Source organism: Candidatus Alcyoniella australis, from assembly GCA_030765605.1.
In the GTDB taxonomy this organism is placed as follows: Bacteria; Lernaellota; Lernaellaia; order JAVCCG01; family Alcyoniellaceae; genus Alcyoniella; species Alcyoniella australis.
This window is the reverse complement of record JAVCCG010000146.1, coordinates 19,653-38,887: the sequence shown is the minus strand read 5'-3', so window position 1 is coordinate 38,887 and position 19,235 is coordinate 19,653. Positions and strand designations below refer to the sequence as shown.

Below are 19,235 nucleotides of genomic sequence, written 5' to 3'. Positions count from 1 at the left end.
CCTCAGTCGTCGTAGTTGCGGCCGGCGCGTAACGCTTCGATGTTGGGCTCTACTAGCTTCTCGTTCTTCTCCCTGAACAGGCGGGAGACAACGCGTTCGGCGACCTCGTACTCGACCAGGCCGGTGTGCTTGATCATCGCGCCGAACATCACCAGGTTCATTCCGCGCTGGTTGCCCAATTGTGTGGCGATGGTCACTGCGGGCACGCGCACGATTTTGACGTCGTCACGCGTCGGCTCGATGTCGACCAGGTCCTGGTTGAGAAACAGCGTGCCGTCGGTTATCAGGTGGTTTTGGAAACGGAGCAGCGAGGGGTTGTTCATCGCCACGACGAAATCCGGCTCGCTGGCCACGGGGCTGGCGATCTCCTGGTCTGAGACCGCCACAGTGCAGTTGGCAGTGCCGCCGCGCACCTCAGCACCGTAGCTGGGCAGGTAGGTGGTGTGCAGACCCTGGTCCATGGCCGAGTTGGCCAGACAGTAGCCCATAAACAGCACGCCCTGGCCGCCGAAACCGGAGAAGATTGATTTGATCAGCACGAGACCCTCCCGTCGCCGGGCTCGCGGAACACGCCCAGGCGGAAGGTCTTGACCATCTGTTCGGGCACGTGCCGGTGGGCTTCCGCAGGCGTGAGGTGCCAGTTGGTCGGACAGGGCGAGAGCACCTCGACCAACGAGAATCCCTGCCCCGCGAGCTGAACCTCGAAGGCGCGCTTGATCGCCTTGCGCGTGCGCAGAATATGTTTGGCGTCATGCACGCTGGTGCGCTCAAGGTATGTCGCTCCGGGAAGCTGTGAGAGCATTTCGCAGATCAGGATCGGGTAGCCCGCTTGGTCAACGTCACGGCCGAACGGCGTGGTGGTGGTTTTTTGGCCGATCATCGTGGTCGGAGCCATCTGTCCGCCGGTCATGCCGTAGACCGCATTGTTGACGTAAATTACGGTAATTTTTTCGCTACGGTTGGCAGCGTGGATCGACTCGGCGATGCCGATGGCGGCCAGGTCGCCGTCACCCTGATAGGTGAAGACCACGCAGTCGGGACGCAAGCGCTTGAGCCCCGTGGCCACGGCTGAGGCGCGGCCGTGGGCGGCCTCGATGGCGTCGACGTCGAGGTAGTTATAGGCAAGCACAGCGCAGCCGGCCGGAGGCACGAGGATCGCGCGTTCGCGGATTTGCAGCTCGTCGATCACCTCGGCTATCAACCGGTGGATGATGCTGTGGCCGCATCCCGGGCAATAGTGTAGCGGTGTATCGAGCAGCGATTCAGGACGGGAGAAGACCTTGCTCATCAGACCGCGGCCCCCTTCTTCACCCGATGGTGGATACGGGCGATGGCCCGGTAGAGCTCGATCGGGGTCGGCACAACGCCGCCGGGTCGGCCGGAGAAGACAACGTTGGTTCCCTCCTGTACTGAGAGCCTGACGTCCTCGACCATCTGGCCGGTGTTCATCTCAAACACGCAGAAGTTCGAGCAGCTGCGGCTGGCCTTGGCAAGCGCTTTTTTTGGGAACGGCCAGAGCGTGAGCGGGCGGATCAGACCGACGTCCATCCCCTCGGCGCGCGCGCGCTTGACCGCGCCCTTGGCGATGCGCGCCGCGGTACCGAAGGCGACCACCAGCAGCTTGGCTCCCTCGACGAACTCGGTCTCGGCGTCGGCAATCTCGGCCGAGATCATCTCGTACTTGCGAAAGAGCTTCCAGTTGTGCTCTTCCATCTTGGCCGTGTCGAGGATCAGCGACTTGATCAGCCGCTTCGGACGTCCGGAGGCCCCGCTTAGAGTGTAGCTGCGCTCTGGTATCTGGGCCGGGTCGATCGGCTCGGGCAGCACCACCGGCTCCATCAGTTGGCCGATCATCCCGTCGCCGAGGATCAGCACCGGCGTGCGGTAGCGGTCGGCCAGCTCGAAGGCGCGGCGCGTGGCGTCGATCAGCTCTTGCACCGAACCCGGCGCGAGCACGATCACGCGGTAGTCGCCGTGGCCGCCGCCGCGCGTGGACTGGAAGTAGTCAGATTGTGCCGGCGCGATGTTGCCCAGCCCAGGGCCGCCGCGGTTCATATTGACGATCACCGCGGGCAGCTCCATCCCGGCCAGGAAGCTGATCCCCTCCTGCTTGAGCGAGATCCCGGGACTCGACGAGCTGGTCATCACCCTTGCGCCCGCGGCCGATGCGCCGATCACCATGTTGATCGCCGCCAGTTCGCTCTCGGCCTGGATGAACACGCCGTTGTTGCGGCGGCGGAGGTTGGCCGCCATGTACTCGGGCAGGGCGTTCTGCGGCGTGATCGGATAGCCGAAATAGGCCGTGCATCCCGAGAGGATCGCGGCCTCGGCGATGGCATGGTTGCCAGAGAACAGCACGCGCTCACTCATCGCGCCAGACCTCGATCGCCGCCTCGGGGCAGCGGATTGCGCACAGTGCACAGCCGTTGCAATTGCCGTCCGGGTTGGGTTCCATCGGCACGTAGCCGATGCGGTTGAGCGTCTTGCTGCGCCGCAGTCCGTTGTGGCGGCAGACCTCGATGCACAGCTCGCAGGCCTTGCACAATTCGGTACGTATTTCGATTCGGCCCTTCTTCACGTCGCCTTCCGCTCTCGGTTACAGTAGTTAAGATTCATTCGAGCCGATGAAATTATCATGACATGCTGCGTCATAGCAAGCCGAGCGATCATTAGGCGTAGATTATTTCCGACGCGCGTCGTGGGCTCCAAGCCGCGCAGAATGTGTGATAAAAGAAACCTAATGAGTTCCGATAAAAAACGTCCCCGGCCGCAGGCCCCATCGGACCCGCCGCGTTCCACGCGCGGGCAGCGTCCCGGTTCGCTGTTGCGGGATGCGCTGTACGTGGTGATCTTCGAGGCCGACACACCTGCGGGCAAGGCTTTCGACGCCGCGCTGCTGGTAATGATTCTACTCTCGGTGCTGGCGGTGATGCTCGAAAGCGTCGGAGCGATCCGCGGCGAGTACGGGCCCTGGCTGCTGGCAGCCGAGTGGTGCTTCACGCTGCTGTTCACGATTGAATACTTGTTCCGCCTTTACAGCACCAGGCGGCCGATGCGCTACGCCCGAAGCTTCCTGGGAGTGATCGACCTGTTGGCCGTGCTGCCGACCTACTTGAGCCTGCTGGCTGCCGGCACCCAGGCGCTGTTGGTGATTCGCGTGATCCGGCTGTTGCGCGTTTTCCGCGTATTCAAGCTCACACGATACATGGGTGAGGCGCGTCTGCTGACCACGGCGTTGCGCAGCAGCCGACACAAGATTGTGGTCTTCGTCTTGGCCGTGCTGACGGTCGTGGTGATCGTGGGCTCGCTGATGTACCTGATCGAGGGGCCCGCACGCGGGTTCACCAGTATTCCGCGCTCGGTGTATTGGGCGATCGTCACCATGACCACGGTGGGATACGGCGACATCGCGCCACGCACCGTGCCGGGCCAGACGCTGGCCGCGCTGGTGATGATCCTGGGCTACGGAATAATCGCGGTGCCCACTGGCATTTTCTCTGTAGAGCTGTTCAATGCGCGACGTAGCGGCCGCACTTGTACCGAGTGCGGGCTGGACAGCCACGATATTGATGCGCGTTTCTGTAAACGCTGCGGGCATAAGTTGGATAAATCACCAAGCTGAGCCGGAGCCGGAACCGGATCGAATGCACCCTCACTTTCACTGGCAGATGGTTCAATCGGTATTCGTGCTGCTGGGGATCATCGGGTTGGCGATCGGCCTGCGACGCATCGGCATGATCAAGGCCGAACACGGCGGTTTGTTAACCAAGCTTGTGCTCAACGTCACACTGCCCGCGTTGATCTTTACCTCCCTGGTGCGCAACGGCGTCGAGGTGCGGCTGCTGGCGCTGTCCGCATTGCTTGTGTCATAGCTCGTGTTAATAAGCCTACGATTGTTGTAGTAGACTTGCCGCCGATGCATCCACGCTCCCTGCCCGCCGACTTGCCGACCCAGACGCCGCGACCCAGATGGCTGGTGCTGCTGCTGGCCATCTCGCTGCTGTTCGGGTTGCTCAGCTTGGGTCTCGAACCGCTGTCGGGCCTTGACCTGGGTTTGCACGTCCGGATGGGCGAGCTTATCGCCAACGAGCGGACATTGCCCGCGACAGACCCGTTCTCTTTCACCGCAACCCACGTCGATGTGCTGGCCCAATCCTGGCTGCCACAAATCGGTCTGTTTCTAGTCGACCGCACATTGGGCGTGCCCGGCCTGGTGCTGCTCAAATTACTCGCCCTGGCGTTGGCCTTTGGTCTGCTCGCGCTGGCGATCCGCGGCGATGCCCTGCTCAGCGCGCTGATTCTGCTGGCTTGCGCAGTGGTGGCTCACAGCCGGATTCAGTTGCAGCCCGACATGTTGTGCTGGGCGTTGATCGGCGGACTGCTGCTGGCCCAGCGCCACAAATCGGGCCCGGCCGTAACCGCGATTCTGTTGCTGTGGGCCAACTGCCATGCCAGCTTCATTTTGGCCGTGGCCTTCAGTCTGATCTGGGCGATCGAGCAGTTTTTCATCCACCGCGATCGCGACTGGCTGATCTGGGCTGTGCTGTTTGTTTGCGTTCCTTGCCTTAATCCCTACGGTCCGCAGATCTACCCCTTCTTTCTAAAGATCAGCGGCCACACCGGCGGCATCGGCTCATGGCGGCAGTATCCGCTGGACAGCCTCTACCTGTGGGTACTGCTTGCCTACTGCGCCGCGCTGATAGTCCAGGTGATCAACGGCTCGCGCAACAGGATGTTCGACGGCCTGCGGCTGGCGCTTTTACTCGGATTGGCGGCAAGCGCCGCACGCATGGGGATCGTAGCCATGCTCTATCTGGCCCCGATGGCAGCGCGCCGCTACGGACCACTGTTCGCGCGATTGCAAGGCCGAACCGCGACAGCTTTCGGCTGCACGTTGGCCTGCGCCGCGCTGCTTGGCGGCGGCTATCTGACCTACAGCGGCCAGGCGTTTCGCCTCGATACCAACCGCGCGATCTTGCCGCAAGACGCGGCCGATTTTGTCGAGCGCCATGGGTTGAGCGGACGAATGTTCAACGACTTCAACTACGGCGGCTACTTGATTTGGCGCTTGTGGCCCGAGCGCAAGGTGTTTATCGACGGAAGGCTCGAGGTCTACGGCGACAGCGGCCTGCTCGAGGATTACAACGAGATCGCCAACTGCGAACCGGGCTGGGAGATGTTGCTCGACACGTTCGAGATCGATTCCGTGCTGGTGTCGATCAGGCGACCCGTGGCGCGCTGCCTGACCGACAATCGGCAATGGGACCTGGTCTATTTCGGTCAATACTCGGCGGTGTTCATCAGGAACCGCGAGATGCCGCAAGTGCGGCGCATCGAGCAAATCACACCTTGGGGCAAACGCGACACGGGCGACTTGGAACAGGCGATCTCCGAAGCACGCTATCTGCTGGCCGAAAACCCGCATTTTACCAACGGCCATTTGATCCTGGCCGTATTGCTCGAGGCGCACGGCGATTATCAGGGTGCGGCGCGCTCGCTGGAACGCTTTATCGAACTCGAACCGGACGGCCGCAAACTGGACCAAGTACGGCAACTGATTGCCAGCGTCGAACAACACGGCGCATCCATCCACTGACAGGTCAACCGCGAGGGAGAGAGATGTTCGGCTTTAAACAAAAACGTCGCGAGAAACTCAAAGAGCAGCCGTTTCCACCCCCGTGGCTGGCGATCATCGAGCGCAACCTGCCTTTTTTTAAGAAACTGCCCCCCGAGGACCAGGCCGAACTGCAAGGGCACGTCCAGGTCTTTTTGGCCGAAAAGAAGTTCGAGGGGCTAGGCGGCCTGGAGATGACCGATGAGATCCGCGTGACCATCGCGGCCCAGGCCTGCATCCTGCTGCTGCACCGCCAAACCGACTATTACCCGGACCTGCTCTCGATCTTGGTCTACCCGCACCACTACTTCGCACCGAGCATTGTGCGCAACCCAGACGGCACGGTCACCGAGGGCGTGGACGCGCGTTTGGGCGAATCGTGGCAGCGCGGCGAGGTCGTGCTCTCGTGGAACGACGTGCTAAGCGGCGCGCAGGATCCGCACGATGGGCACAACGTGGTGTTCCACGAGTTCGCACACCAGCTCGACGCGGAGGCCGATGGCCGGACCGATGGCGCACCCGCCCTGCCGCGACGCTCGATGTACATCTCCTGGGCGCGCGTGCTCTCGACCGAGTACCAGCAGCTCCTGCAAGACCTGGAACAGCACCGCCGCAACTGCATCGACAGCTACGGCGCCACCAACCCGGCCGAGTTCTTCGCCGTTGTCACCGAGCTATTTTTCGAACAAGGCCGACAACTCAAACAATGCCACCCGGAACTCTACGAGCAATTACGCCTGTTTTACCAGCAAGACCCGGCGGGGCTGGAGGGATGAATAAGACTAGCATTCCTCCCGCCGAACTTGTTTTTAAAGCTTCGTTGGCAAGGATATGCTAATAATATTATAGGGGTTTTCCCATATCACCCGGACCGGCCGGTTTGACAAGCGGGCCCTAAGATAAATACAGACTTGCAATTTTGCATTTCGAATGCAGATTTGCACGAGTAGCCCCTGGCGCCGCAGATTGCGGCCATTCCCTTCAGCGAACTTTAGTTCGTAATCAGGTCTTCGATATCCGCTGAAACGCAGAACTCGGGAGCTGTGATCGGGTTGCAGCGCGACGGGTTGCCCTCCGGGATTGCGAGATGGTAGTCGCCGTACTCCTCCACCGGCTCGGGGAAGTCGGTGCTGATGAAATGCGCGCCCGAGGCCAGGGCCGCCTCGAACTTGGTGTAGTCGTTGGCCGCGGGCTCGTCGCAGCAGTTGCCCGCCATGGTGCGGACGATGAATCCTTCCTCCACGGCCGCGGTGATCCGCTCTCCCTGGGTCAATGAGTTGTTCATCGGGATGATCGCCGCGATATCGTCCGCCTCGTTGGCGTCCATGAACATCGGCGCGCCCTCGAGATTGGGATATGCGGCAAGGTAGTTATCCAGAAACGCGGCATGAGAATGCGCGTGGAAGATGATCTTGTTGCGCGCCTGGCCCAAGGTCGGCCAGCCGTTGCCAACGATCGCCTCGCGCAGGGTCGCAGAGTCGCCGCGCACATCGTCGGGCGTCAGTATCCGCTCCGGTTCCCAGACCGAGTAGATGTCGTCGATCACGTCGCCAACGTGCTCCTCGATGTGGTTGACGTGCAGATCGTCCTTGGGCTCTAAAAACACCACGATTGCGTGATGCCCGGGATGCTCGTCAGACCAACCCTTGAGCACGTCAAGGCAATCGACCAGCGTGTCGCAGGTCGACAGTTGGTCGACCACCGGAATGTGGTAAACCTTGATCGCCTCCCCCGGACCCCATTGCAAATCTAGCTCAAACTGCCGCACTCCGATCTCGAGCTGCTCGTCCAGGGGCTTGTGCGAATAGCGATGCGACTGATGAAACGGCACCGGCGGCTCGAGATGATAGCTGTTGTGCGTGCCCAATCCCTGCAGGTCGTTCAGTCGCAGCACATCGTCGTTTGGGTAGTAGGGCGCGTCATCGTCGTCTCCCGCAGCATCGTCGTCATCGTCCGCCGTATCGTCGTCGTCAGTATCATCATCCGCATCAGCGCCGGAGTCGTCGTCATCGTCAGCTTGGTCATTGCAGGAGATGCAGAGGATCGCCAGGCAGGGCAGCAATAATAGAATGATCAAACTCGATCTGAGTCGCATTGCGGTAATCCTCCCATCACCAAAGCTTCTTAACCAACGGCTAACTATTTTATAACATTTTGGCGGACGAATATTTTTGCCTGACGCAGAAACGCCGACGCGGCAGAAGCCGCGCCGGCGCATGTAAACTCTAAATCAGCTTGTTACTCGCTAATCCCGATCTCGATGTAGTCGATCTTAAACTCGACGCGGCGGTTCTTCTCGCGTCCCTCCTCGGTCTCGTTGGAGGCGATGGGTTGTCCCTCGCCGAACCCGACGGACTCGAGCTTGTCCGCGTCAACGCCCTTGCTGATCAGGTACTTGCGCACCGATGCCGCGCGGCGATTGGAAAGCCTGAGGTTGTATTCGTCCGAGCCCTCGTCCGAGCAGTGCCCCTCGATCACGATCACGCGCCACGGCGGCAGGGTGTCGATCTGTGTCACGATGTCGTCGAGCACCACGTAGGACTGTGGGCGGATCTTGTCGGAGTTGAAGTCGAAGAAGATCTTGCCGATCTGCACGATCACCCGCGCCAGCTTCACGCTGACCTCGTTGTGCTGATAGGGCAGCACCTCGATCTCGATCTGCTTGGTCTCGTGCCCCTTGGCGCTGACGCTCAGGGTGTGGCTGCCCGGCTCCCAATTCTGGCTGAGTTCGCCCTGGGCCAGCATCAGGGTCTGCTCGCCGGGCTGCCCGGCGTTGACCACGATTTCGGTCTCGATCATCTCGCCGTAGTGGATATCGGTTACAACGATCGCCAGGGTGGTGGGGATCGCCTGCAGCGTAATGGTGATCTCGGTGGCCTCTTCGACCTCCACGATACCCGAGGTCGTCACCGGCTGGTAACCGGTCAGTGCGGCTGATATGTCGTACATGCCCTGGGGAGCCTTGAGCTCCTCAAAGTACGAGGCGTTAAGCTCGGCCATGATCGGACCGTTGATTGTCAGATCCGCGTTAAGCGGCTGGCCGTCCTGGTCGACAATCGTAATCATCAGCGCGCCGTCCGTGGACTCGGGTCGGCAGTAATAGTAATCAACTCCGCCGACGATCCTGTACGACGGGCTGCCCACGCCCTCGCTGATGCCGCCGCCGCCGCCCGCGATCAGCCGCGGACCCCGGCCTTCTTTGCCGAAGCGATAGCGCAGCGTGCCCATCAGCTCCATTGGGTTGGATTTCAGGCGCTCGGTGCTGCCGCTGTCGTACCAGGCACCCCAGTACTCCACTGAGAACGACAGCCCGGAGTCGAACTCGCGGGAGATGCCCGCGCCGGCCTTCCAGGCGTCGCCCAAATTTGTCCCCAAGGTCTGGAAGTCGCCTCGGTATTGGTACCCGCCGTTGAGCCCCAGGTTGAACAGGCCGAAGTCGTGTTCGAGGATCAGGTTGCCGCCGCCGGTGATCCGGCCTTCGCCCAGCAGCAGGGTCTCATCGCCCGTGGGGAAGGTTGCAAACGGCGCCAGGGCCATGCCTAGCCAGTGCTTTTCCTGCTCCAACAGGCGGGCCTTGATCTCGGCGCGCACGTCGCCCAGGGTCATGTTCGTCTCTAGGTCCGAGAGGTCCGCGTTTTGCTCCAGATCCTCGAACGTGCGCCCCCGGGCGTAGAAGTGGATCGGAACGTCCGCGCCCACGCTGAGAAAGCTGAAAGTGCCCAGGCCGACCAGCACGTCGGTGGTCAACAGGCTGTTGAGCACTCCCATCTCGTAGTCCTCACCGCGGTCGCGGACCACCAGGCTGTCGGCGTAGTTGACGATCAGCCCGCCGCCGAAGCCCCACGGACACAAGGTCTGGGAATCCTCCACAGCGATGAAGTTGCCGCCGAACAGCGCCGGCCAGAACAGCTGCGCGTTGAATCCGTCATCCGCATTGGCCTGAGCGCCGATGCCCACGACCAGAGCGCAGAGCACGACAGCCATGATTGTCTTACGCATTTTATCCCCTCACCCCCGCCCGGATTTTCAAAGGGCCCATTGGTCGATCCAGGCAAATAAAAGGTTAATACTATTCGAATCGATTAATTCAGAACGCTAGTCCGGCTTGAACTCGGAAGTCAAGGGACTGTTCCACTAATTTCAGCGGGGATAAAGGTTCGGCCCGCCGAAGGGGTGCCGGCGGGCCGAGGGGGCAAAGGGGAGAGAATGAAGCGCTAGCCTGTCGTATTCAGCTATTTAATATCCCGGGCCAGTCGCGCCAGTTCGATGAACTCGGCGCGGTAGCCGTGGGAGTCCTGCCCTTTTGTTTCGTTGGCGACCTCGATTAGGTACTCGTAGCTCGAGCCGCCCTTGAATTCCGAACCGCGCAGCAGCATGCCGAACTGGGCCACGGCCGCGGCAAAGCGAAAGTCGTCCGAGGCGTTGTCAAAGTTTTGGCCGCGATCGATTACCGGCATTGAGAGCAGCTTACTCGTATCGCCGTCGGGCTGTTTGTAGCGTAGCGCGACTGTCAGCATCTCCGGGCCGATGGCCGCGGTTGTCAGTGGGGTCGGTTGCTGATACTTCAGTTCGTTGACATCCGGAATCTCGAAGCCGAGCTTGGCGCCCACGGGCACCACCTCATACAGTGCGGTCACAGTGTGGCCTGCGCCGATCTCGCCCGCATCCTTCTGGTCGTCGTTGAAGTCCTCATTGTTGAGCACTCGATTTTCGTAGCCCACCAAACGGTAGGCCAGCACGTTGATCGGGTTGAACTCGACCTGGATCTTGACGTCCTTGGCGATGGTGTACAGCGTGCCGCTGATCTGCTCGGCGAACACCTTGCGCGCCTCGCGGAAGTTGTCGATGTAGGCGTAGTTGCCGTTGCCCATGTCGGCCAGCTTCTCCAGGGTCGAGTCCTTGTAGTTGCCCATGCCGAAGCCCAGCACCGTGAGGAACACGCCGCTTTGCGCCTTTTCCTCGATCAGGCGCGTCAGGTCGCCCTGGTTGGTGGTGCCGATGTTGAAGTCGCCGTCCGTGGCCAGAATCACGCGGTTGTTGCCGCCCTTGATGAAATTCTGCTGAGCCACCTGGTAGGCCAGCTCGATCCCCGCGCCGCCGTTGGTGGAGCCGCCGGCCTGCAACCGCTCGAAGGCGTCGATGATCGCGTTCTTGTCGCCGCAGCTCGTGCTGGGCAGCACCAGCCCCGAGGCCCCGGCGTAGACCACGATCGCCACGCTGTCGCGCTTGTCCAGCTGGTTGACCAGCACGTTGAACGAGCGCTTGAGCAGCGGCAGCTTGTTCGGGCTGTTCATCGAGCCCGAGACGTCGAGCAGAAAGACTAGGTTGGACGCCGGCCGTTCCTTTTGCTCAATGGTGCGGCCGCGCAGGCCGATACGCACCAGGCGATGCTCGAGGTTCCAGGGGCATTGCGCGACCTCGACGTTGACCGAGAACGGGTCATCGCCCGCGGGCTGGGGGTAGTCGTAGCTGAAGTAGTTGATCAGCTCTTCGATACGCACGGCGTCCGGCGGCGGCTGAGTGCCCTGCGTGAGGAAGCGCCGCACGTTGGAGTACGAGGCGGTATCAACGTCGATTGAAAACGTTGACAGCGGATTTTGGCCCACCATCTTAAAGCTGTTTTCGACAATCCGGTCGTAGGTCTCGGTATTGAATTCCGGCTGATAATATCTCAGACCGTCGGCTGCCTCGGCGCGGCTGAGCACCTTGGATTCGCCAGCAACGGGCGGCGGAAGCTCCGCAACATTCTGTTGCTGCTCGACAAGCGTGCCGGTCTTGGTGCAGGCGCCGATCCACAGTGCCATGCTGATCAGGATAAAAATTGCGACGGCCTTTTTCACGAAGCACCTCCGGACAATTGCTCATTAAAAATCGTTCTGCCTCTTACCCCTGGCTATGACTGCCATGCGTGCAAAAAGGTTCCAAACTTAGCTCCTGGAAAATAAAAAAAGGTGCCATCGCGTCCTGATCGCCCTACGTTGGCAAGGCGCTCGACCGGGGCTACAATCGCAACCGCACGTTATGTTCAAAGTAAATGTCGCCATTAGGAGAGAGCAGTGAAAAACCTTGTCGCGAATAGCCCAAAGCTCAGCGCGTGGCTGGCGAGCATGCAGCAGATATCGTTCTACTTGTGGGACAGGGGCTGGGCCGAGCGCAACGCGGGCAACCTGTCCGTGGACGTCAGTGACTGCCTGGAGCGCTCCGATCTCGAAGCCGGATCGGCGATCGCCCTTGATCAGCGCTACCCATCGCTGGCCGGCCGTAGCTTTCTGGTCACGGGCACGGGACGGCGCTACCGCGACCTGGCTCAGGATGCGGCGGCCAACGCCTGCATGCTGCGTATCGACGACCAGGGGTCAAGCTACGGTCTGCTGTGGGGCGGGGATGCGGACGTGGGGTTCAGGCCGACCTCGGAGTTCCCCTCGCACCTGCGGATCCACGAGCACCTGCGAGAGGCGGGCAGGCCCGAGCAGGTGGTGCTGCACACTCACCCCACCGAGCTGATCGCCCTGACCCACCTGCCCGAGTACGCCGACGAGCGGGCGCTCAACGCGGCCCTGCTCTGCACGCACCCCGAGGTCAAAGTCAACGTGCCGCGCGGCGTGGGGCTGGTCCCCTACGCTGTGCCGGGGACCGAGGCGTTGGCACAGGCCACGGTGGAGGTCTTTAAGCGCGACCTGTGCGTGGCCCTGTGGCAATGGCACGGCGTGGTCGCGGTCAACGAGCGGATCGAGGTCGCCTTTGACCTGATCGACGCGCTGAACAAGTCGGCCAAGGTGCTGCTACTGGTGCACGCAACGGGGCACAAACCCCGCGGCCTGAGCAGCGAGCAGCTCAACGAGCTGGCCGTCGAGTTCAACCTGGATTAGCCCATGGCCGCGCAAACCCACCTGGCGTTCGACCTGGGGGCTGAGAGCGGCCGCGCGCTGCTCGGCGAGCTCGACTCGGGACGCCTGCGCGTGCGCGAGCTGCACCGCTTCCCCAACGGCCTGCTCACCTTGCGTGGGCATCAGCATTGGAACATCTTCCGGCTGTTCGAGCAGCTGCTGCACGCCCTGCGGCTCTGCGCGGACCAGGGGATCAAACCCGCGAGCATCGGCGTGGACACCTGGGGCGTGGACTTCGGCCTGCTCGATTGCCAGGGGAACATCCTCGGCCCGCCCTACAGCTACCGCGACGACCGCACCCGCGGGGCCATGGAATCGTTTGCGCGCAAGGTGCCGCTGGAACGCGTGTACGAGCTGACCGGCATTCAGCTACTGCCGATCAACACGCTGTTTCAGCTCGAGTCGATGGTGCGCGAGGGCTCTGCGTTACTCGAGGCGGCCCGGGATCTGCTGTTCATCCCCGACCTGCTGCACTACCTGCTGAGCGGGGTCAAGGCCACGGAGTTCAGCTTTGCCACCACCTCGCAGCTCTACAATCCGACTACCAAGCAGTGGGAGCCCGAACTGCTCGCGGCCTTGGGTCTCGATCGTTCGCTGCTGCAGCCGATCGTGCAGCCCGGCAGCGTGCTGGGCGAGCTGAGCGACGACGTTGCGCAGCAGACCGCAGTCGGACCGCTGCCGCTTGTGGCAGTGGCGACCCACGACACCGGCTCGGCCGTGGTCGCGGCGCCGACCCAGGGCAAGGGCTGGGCGTTCATCAGTTCGGGCACCTGGTCGCTGATGGGGATCGAGTCGGCCCAGCCGCTAATCAACGAGCAGACCAGGGCCGCCAACCTGACCAACGAAGGAGGCGTGGAAGGCACCTTCCGCGTGCTCAAGAACGTGATGGGACTTTGGCTGATCCAGCGCTGCCGCGCGGCCTGGGGCGGCGCGGACTACGCCGAGCTCACGCGCGCGGCCCGCGAGGCCGCGCCGCTTTGCAGCGTAATCGACCCTGACCACCCGTCGTTTCTCAATCCCACAGATATGCCGCATGCGATCCGCGCCTTTTGCAGACGCAGTGGCCAGCCCGTGCCCGAGACGCAGCCGGCAATGGTGCGTTGCGTGCTCGAGAGCCTGGCGCTGAAGTACAGGCTGGTGCTCGACCAACTGCGTCAGGCCACGGACGAACCCATCGAGCGCATCCACGTGATCGGCGGCGGCGCTCGCAACAGGCTGCTGTGCCAACTGACCGCCGACTTTACGAGCCTGCCGTTGCTCGCCGGGCCGGTGGAGGCCACGGCCGTGGGCAATCTGCTAATGCAGGCCAGAGCCCTGGGAGCCATTGACTCGTTGGCTCACCTACGTGGAGTCGTGGCCGAATCGTTCGAGGTCAAGCGCTACGAGCCGCAGCCGGTAGCGGGACTGGACGAGGCATACCAGCGGCTGCAACAGCTGGTCGGCGCACAGGAGTGATCGATGAATGAGAAGCAGGTCGAGCAAGCCTTTCGCACTGCCCAGCAGCGCTATTCCGAGATCGGCGTTGACGTGGACGCGGCCCTGGAACTGCTGAGCTGCGTCGCGCTGTCGATCCAATGTTGGCAGGGCGACGACGTGGGCGGGTTCGAGACCCCGGAAGCGGCCCTGGAGGGCGGCGGCATCGCTGTCACCGGCAACCACCCGGGCAAGGCGCGCACCATCGACGAGCTGCAGGCAGACCTTGAGCGCGCACTGTCGCTGGTACCCGGCGGACATCGGGTCAACCTGCACGCGATGTACGGCGACTTCCGCGGCGAGCGCGTGGACCGCGACCAGATTCGGCCCGAGCACTTCGCGGGCTGGGTCGATTGGGCCGAGGGCCTCGGTATTGGCCTGGACTTCAACGCCACCTGCTTCTCGCATCCGCTGGCCGAAGGCGGGTTCACGCTCTCGAGTCCGGATGAGCGCGTGCGGCGCTTCTGGATCGAGCACGTGCAGCGCTGTCGCGAAATCGGCGCCTGGCTCGGCGACAAGCTGGACACGCCGTGCGTCCACAACCTGTGGATTCCCGACGGGACCAAGGACCTGACCGTCAGCAGGCTGGCCCACCGCGAGCTGCTTAAAACCAGCCTGGACGAGATCTACGCGGTCAAGCATCCGGCCGAGCAGCTCCGGGACGCTGTGGAGAGTAAGCTGTTCGGCCTGGGCTCGGAATCGTTCGTGGTCGGCTCCTACGACTTCTACCTGGCGTGGGCCGCGGCCAACAGCGCGATGCTTTGTCTGGACATGGGGCACTTCCACCCCACAGAGTCGGTGGCCGACAAGCTCAGCGCGCTGCTGCCGTTCCTGCCCGAGCTGCTGATCCACGTCAGCCGCGGCGTGCGCTGGGACTCGGACCACGTGGTGCTGTACGGCGACGAGCTGCGCGAGCTGATGCTCGAGATCGTGCGCGCCCGCGCCCTGGGGCGGGTCTATCTGGCGCTCGACTTCTTCGACGGCTCGATCAACCGCATCGGCGCCTGGGTGATCGGCGCGCGCGCCACGCTCAAGGCGCTGCTGTTCGCCCTGCTCGAGCCCACCGACCAGCTGCGCGAGATCGAGCGTAACGGCGAGCTATTCGCCAGGCTGGGACTGCTCGATGAAATGAAATTAATGCCCTTGGGCGCTGTATGGGATTACTTTTGTCTGAAAAGCGATGTGCCGCCTGCCGAGCAATGGATCGACAGCGTACGCGAGTACGAGCGGTCCATCCTGTCCCAACGCGGATAGTATCGAAGCCTGCCGCTCAGTCCTTTAGATAGGTATACCCGGTAAGTCCCTCGCGGTAGAAATCGATTGTTTTTTTGCCCGAGGTCTTGCTCAAATTCCCTTGCTCCACCGCGTTTTCGACCATGGAGATGAAGCCCTTGAGCAGAGCGTCGGCGTCGTAGCGCACGTGCCGTAGCGCCACGTTGATCGTGTCGCCGGCGATGTTGCGTTTAATCAGGAACCCGCCCTTGGGATCGGCCAGAACGTGCACCTCGTTGGTTTTGCCGAACAGGTTGTGAAAGTCGCCGATGATGTCCTGATACGCGCCGACGAGAAAGAACCCCATGTAATAGGGCTTTTTGCTGGGCGGATGAAGCTCCAGGAACTCCTTGTCCTCTTTAATGTCGATGAAGCGGTCGATCACGCCATCGGAGTCGCAGGTGATGTCGGCCAGCACCACGTTGCGGTCGGCCGGTTCGTGGTGGCGATGCAGGGGCATGATCGGAAAGAGCTGCTCCAGCGCCCAGTAGTCGGGCAACGACTGGAAGACCGAGAGGTTGACGATCACCTTCCCGGTCAGCGAACGGGCCAGGGCGTCCCATTCCTCGCGCGTGCCCTTGGCGCGACGGCTGTAGCCCAGGGTTTTATGGCAGATCGCCCAGAAGAAGTCTTCGCCCAGCGCTCGGTCCTCCAGGCTGAGGTAGCCCAAATTAAATAGGCTCAGCAGCTCTTCGCGTTTCTCGATGGCGTCGTGGTAGTACTCGCGGTAGTTCTTGGCCGAGGTCTTCTTGAAGATGTCGTGCAGCTCGATCAGCACCTGCGGATGCTCGTCGGTGATCTCGATTCGGTTCAGATCCTTGTTAAATCCGTCGAGATCGCGCAACACGTTAGAGACGAGGATCGAATGGTAGGAGACGACCGCCCGACCGGATTCGCTGACGATCGTCGGCTCCTCCACGTCCTCGTTGTCGCTGACCTCCATGATCGTGTAGACCACGTCGTTGGCGTACTCCTGCATGGTGTAGTTGGCTGAGGCGTCCGAGCTGGTGCGGCTGCCGTCGTAGTCCACGCCGAGTCCGCCGCCCACGTTAAGGTATTGCAGCGACGGCGCGATGCGCTTGAGCTTGGAGTAGAAACGAGCCGCCTCGCGGATCGCGGATTTAATGCGCCGGATTTCGGTAATCTGCGAGCCGATGTGGAAGTGCAGCATCTTTAGGTAGCGGTTGCAGCCGGCCTTTTCCAGCAGTTTCATCGCCTCGAGGATTTGGCTCGAGGTCAAGCCGAACTTACTTTGGTCGCCGCCGGATTGCTCCCATTTGCCCGAGCCGCGGCTGGTGAGCTTGATGCGCATGCCCAACATCGGTAGGTCCTCGCGCTTTTCACGCTTGAATATTTTGAGCAGCAGGCGGCACTCGTCGAGCGATTCCATTACCAGCACGACGCTACGTCCCATGTCGTGGGCGTCCAGCACTAGTCGAAGGTATGTCGAATCCTTGTAACCGTTGCAGACCAGCAACGCCTCGGGGTGCATCTGCAGCGCCAGGGCTACGAACAGCTCGGGCTTGGAGCCAACCTCCAGGCCGTAGCGGTACTTTTTGCCCGCCGATAAAATATCCTCGATTACTTCGCGGCGGTGGTTGACCTTCATCGGGAACACGGCCTGGTAATTGCCGCTGTATTCGAATTCCTGGATCGCGTTTTGAAAGCACTGGTGCAGGCGCTGGATCTGGGTCTCGAGGATCTGTGGGAAGCGCAGCAGCACCGGCGGATCGATGCCTTTGGAGCGGACCTGCTCCATCAGTTCGAGCAGGTCGATTGTTTGGCCGTCGCGGCCGTGGACGTCGACGCAGACGTTACCTTTGCGGTTGATCCTGAAATAGGGCGTGCCCCAATTCTCGATCCCGTAGACCTGCGTAATGCTCTTTTTATGTCGGGCCATTATCGATTTTCCCTCAACAGGCTGCGCCAGCGCAGGCCGATGGCGGTTTGCACCAGGTGCGCGCAGATCACGTCCGGTCCGCTGATGCCGCTGATCGGCGCCAGTTCGACCAGATCCATGCCCACGATACGCTTAGAGTCGAACAACCGTTCAAGGATCTCAAGCGTTTGGTAGTAGCCCAGGCCGCCGGGCTCGGGAGTCCCGGTGGAGGGCATAATCGCCGGGTCGAGTACGTCGACGTCGATGGTCAGGTAGATTTGCTCGGGCAGTCGATCCAGCTCGACGCTCCAGTCCCTGCCCTGGAGCAGCTCGCGGGCCTGGAGCGTGATCAGCGGATGCGGCGTGGGCAGGTCCAGTTCCAGTTCCTCTTTGCATGCGCTACGGATGCCCAACTGCAGCAGCGGTCCGATCTCGTTCAGGCGGCGTGCGGTGCAGGCGTGGCTATAGCGGCTGCCCTGGTAGCTGTCGCGCAGGTCGGCGTGGGCGTCGAGCTGCACGAACCCGATCTCGGGCCAACGCTCGGAGTGTGCCTGGGCCAAGCCAATAGTCACGCTGTGATCGCCGCCCAGTCCCACGAGCATTTTTTCTTCGTCGAGCAGCCCTGCCGCACAGGAGCGGATCTGGGCGCACATCTGTTCGGGGCCGGCTGCCGAGGGAGTCAGCGGCGGTAGGGTGGCGATGCCGCTTTTATGCGGCTGGCAGTCCAGGCGCATGTCGTACCACTCGACCTGCCCGCTGGCGGCGATAATTGCGGCCGGGCCGTTGCGCGCACCAACACCGTAAGATGCGGTACGGTCGTACGGAATCGGCAGCACCACGTTGCGGCTGGTCTCCAAGCTGCAATCCTCGGGATCGAGCCCGAGGAAGTTGTGTGGAGTGTGTTCGTATTCGACCTGTTTCATCTCGCCTCGACTTCGAATGTGCGACGGGGGCGGTATTATCGGACCGCCTTGACGTGCGGTCAATGCCGCTGGCTGACGTTGGCGGTTTTTCGTTCGTGCTATAATAAAACTATGAATATCAAAGAGGCGATGCAGACGGCCATTACCTACGAGAAGCGTGTGCGCGACGCATATCAACAGGCGATGAAGCAGGCCCAGAACCCGGAAATTAAGAAGATCCTCGGAGCGTTGGCCCACGATGAGCACGATCACCTGCGATACCTGCAGGACAGCTACAAGCTGTGGCGCGACACCGGCCAGCTGCATTTCGAGGTGCTTAAAAGCGAGATCGACTGGATCGCCTTGCGCGGCTCCCTCGATGCGGTGTTGGAAACGCTTAAACCCATGAAAAGCGCATCAGGGAGCCTGAGACAGGCTGTGGAGCAAGCCCATGCAGTAGAGCAGGAGACACACGACTTCTACGTCGGGCTGCTCTCGGGGCTTAGACAAAACCTCAAGCCGATCTTCGAACGCTTTGTCAAGTCCGAGGCCGATCATCTTGCCGTGGTAGGCAAGCTGCTGGAATCATTGCAAAATAAAACGTAAGGAAAAAAGCAGGCGGAGCCCGACCGAGCCCGGGAGCCGTTCTTACCCGGCCGGGACTACCGCCAACCATGGGGTGCTGATCCAGGCCGCCGTTCCAATCACGGCGACAGTGCTGTGGTCCCCCGGGGCCGCCGTTTGGTCGGGGGTGGATTGACCAAACGGACGGTCGCCGAGGGTGGCGAGGAACATGATCGTAGCCATCAGAGTCAACACAATTAGCAGCAGGAGGACGATGCGCATTGATCCCAGTCCCTCGCTGGACTGGTAGACCACTGCGGAGCGTCTTCCCATTCCCCGCTTAGCTAGAGGGGCGATCAGGGAATCTCTCATGGGGGCAGTGGAGTGTACGGGAGATAATGACATGGTGTTGCTCTTTGAATTTACCTCGCCTTTATTCGCTTACAAGTGAATAAAGCAGCCTTTGTGCCAAGATTGCTAAGCGTTGATTGTAAAGGGTATTCTTTCTGTGGCTGATCCATTGCCGGCTCGCTGGCTATCCTTTTTCGTAACAATTATTACTATAACGTTTTAAGGGGAAGCAACATTAAGTAAAGTGACCATAAAACAAAGAGGAATAGCCTGAGGTGAAAATTACAGTATTG

Annotated in this window: 18 protein-coding genes; 8 read left to right on the top strand and 10 right to left on the bottom strand. The window is 61.5% G+C overall.

Annotated features, from left to right (window positions below; translation table 11 throughout):
- Nucleotides 1–2: 2 nt before the first annotated feature.
- Genes P9M14_17710 through P9M14_17695 form a run of 4 tightly spaced genes read right to left on the bottom strand, consistent with a single transcriptional unit; the run spans nucleotide 3 to nucleotide 2,578 of the window.
- Nucleotides 3–539 carry a 2-oxoacid:acceptor oxidoreductase family protein gene (locus tag P9M14_17710; GenBank protein ID MDP8257587.1) on the bottom strand — a complete coding sequence of 179 codons (537 nt, stop codon included), beginning with the start codon at nucleotides 537–539 and terminating at the stop codon, nucleotides 3–5.
- The gene (locus tag P9M14_17705) at nucleotides 533–1,288 is read right to left on the bottom strand and encodes a thiamine pyrophosphate-dependent enzyme (protein ID MDP8257586.1); all 756 of its coding nucleotides are present in this window, start codon (nucleotides 1,286–1,288) and stop codon (nucleotides 533–535) included. The genes P9M14_17710 and P9M14_17705 overlap by 7 nt, the downstream gene beginning before the upstream one ends.
- Nucleotides 1,288–2,370, bottom strand: a complete 1,083-nt coding sequence (gene vorB / locus P9M14_17700; protein MDP8257585.1) for a 3-methyl-2-oxobutanoate dehydrogenase subunit VorB — start codon at nucleotides 2,368–2,370, stop codon at nucleotides 1,288–1,290. The genes P9M14_17705 and vorB overlap by 1 nt, the downstream gene beginning before the upstream one ends.
- Nucleotides 2,363–2,578: a 4Fe-4S binding protein gene (locus P9M14_17695; protein ID MDP8257584.1), complete on the bottom strand. Its 216-nt coding sequence runs from the start codon at nucleotides 2,576–2,578 to the stop codon at nucleotides 2,363–2,365. The genes vorB and P9M14_17695 overlap by 8 nt, the downstream gene beginning before the upstream one ends.
- Nucleotides 2,579–2,740: 162 nt before the next feature.
- On the opposite strand from P9M14_17695, the gene P9M14_17690 reads away from it, so the two are divergent.
- From P9M14_17690 to P9M14_17675, 4 genes are read left to right on the top strand one after another with little or no spacing between them, the layout of a single operon-like run.
- Nucleotides 2,741–3,622 carry an ion transporter gene (locus P9M14_17690; GenBank protein ID MDP8257583.1) on the top strand — a complete coding sequence of 294 codons (882 nt, stop codon included), beginning with the start codon at nucleotides 2,741–2,743 and terminating at the stop codon, nucleotides 3,620–3,622.
- 22 nt (nucleotides 3,623–3,644) lie between these two features.
- Nucleotides 3,645–3,872, top strand: coding sequence for a hypothetical protein (locus tag P9M14_17685; GenBank protein ID MDP8257582.1), 228 nt, complete (start codon nucleotides 3,645–3,647; stop codon nucleotides 3,870–3,872).
- 44 nt (nucleotides 3,873–3,916) lie between these two features.
- Entirely contained in the window at nucleotides 3,917–5,596 is a 1,680-nt protein-coding gene (locus P9M14_17680; protein MDP8257581.1) for a tetratricopeptide repeat protein, read from the top strand.
- 23 nt (nucleotides 5,597–5,619) lie between these two features.
- Nucleotides 5,620–6,390, top strand: a complete 771-nt coding sequence (locus P9M14_17675) for a zinc-dependent peptidase (protein ID MDP8257580.1) — start codon at nucleotides 5,620–5,622, stop codon at nucleotides 6,388–6,390.
- 215 nt (nucleotides 6,391–6,605) lie between these two features.
- Here P9M14_17675 and P9M14_17670 read toward each other — a convergent pair whose 3' ends face one another.
- The 3 genes from P9M14_17670 to P9M14_17660 form a co-directional block, all read right to left on the bottom strand.
- The gene (locus P9M14_17670) at nucleotides 6,606–7,709 is read right to left on the bottom strand and encodes a Ca2+-dependent phosphoinositide-specific phospholipase C (protein ID MDP8257579.1); all 1,104 of its coding nucleotides are present in this window, start codon (nucleotides 7,707–7,709) and stop codon (nucleotides 6,606–6,608) included.
- Between the two features lie 143 nt (nucleotides 7,710–7,852).
- A complete protein-coding gene (locus P9M14_17665) occupies nucleotides 7,853–9,613 on the bottom strand; it encodes an OmpA family protein (protein ID MDP8257578.1) in 1,761 nt (586 codons plus the stop codon).
- 233 nt (nucleotides 9,614–9,846) lie between these two features.
- Nucleotides 9,847–11,454: a VWA domain-containing protein gene (locus P9M14_17660; GenBank protein ID MDP8257577.1), complete on the bottom strand. Its 1,608-nt coding sequence runs from the start codon at nucleotides 11,452–11,454 to the stop codon at nucleotides 9,847–9,849.
- Between the two features lie 216 nt (nucleotides 11,455–11,670).
- Here P9M14_17660 and rhaD point away from each other — a divergent pair, with 216 nt between their 5' ends.
- The 3 genes from rhaD to P9M14_17645 are packed head-to-tail and all read left to right on the top strand — an operon-like array spanning nucleotide 11,671 to nucleotide 15,228.
- Nucleotides 11,671–12,483, top strand: coding sequence for a rhamnulose-1-phosphate aldolase (rhaD, locus tag P9M14_17655; GenBank protein ID MDP8257576.1), 813 nt, complete (start codon nucleotides 11,671–11,673; stop codon nucleotides 12,481–12,483).
- A gap of 3 nt (nucleotides 12,484–12,486) precedes the next feature.
- Entirely contained in the window at nucleotides 12,487–13,956 is a 1,470-nt protein-coding gene (locus P9M14_17650) for a rhamnulokinase family protein (GenBank protein MDP8257575.1), read from the top strand.
- A 3-nt stretch (nucleotides 13,957–13,959) separates the two neighbouring features.
- Nucleotides 13,960–15,228 carry an L-rhamnose isomerase gene (locus P9M14_17645; protein MDP8257574.1) on the top strand — a complete coding sequence of 423 codons (1,269 nt, stop codon included), beginning with the start codon at nucleotides 13,960–13,962 and terminating at the stop codon, nucleotides 15,226–15,228.
- Nucleotides 15,229–15,244: 16 nt separating this feature from the next.
- Here the strand turns inward: P9M14_17645 and speA are convergent, their stop codons facing one another.
- Both speA and speB read right to left on the bottom strand, forming a co-directional pair.
- Nucleotides 15,245–17,146: a biosynthetic arginine decarboxylase gene (speA, locus tag P9M14_17640; GenBank protein ID MDP8257573.1), complete on the bottom strand. Its 1,902-nt coding sequence runs from the start codon at nucleotides 17,144–17,146 to the stop codon at nucleotides 15,245–15,247.
- Nucleotides 17,146–18,048 (bottom strand): agmatinase, encoded by a 903-nt coding sequence (gene speB / locus P9M14_17635; protein MDP8257572.1) that lies wholly within the window; start codon nucleotides 18,046–18,048, stop codon nucleotides 17,146–17,148. The genes speA and speB overlap by 1 nt, the downstream gene beginning before the upstream one ends.
- A 111-nt stretch (nucleotides 18,049–18,159) precedes the next feature.
- Between speB and P9M14_17630 the strand changes: the two genes are divergently transcribed.
- On the top strand, nucleotides 18,160–18,633 hold the full coding sequence (locus P9M14_17630; protein MDP8257571.1) for a ferritin family protein: 474 nt from the start codon (nucleotides 18,160–18,162) through the stop codon (nucleotides 18,631–18,633).
- Nucleotides 18,634–18,675: 42 nt separating this feature from the next.
- Here P9M14_17630 and P9M14_17625 read toward each other — a convergent pair whose 3' ends face one another.
- Nucleotides 18,676–18,924, bottom strand: coding sequence for a hypothetical protein (locus P9M14_17625; GenBank protein MDP8257570.1), 249 nt, complete (start codon nucleotides 18,922–18,924; stop codon nucleotides 18,676–18,678).
- Nucleotides 18,925–19,235: the final 311 nt, after the last annotated feature.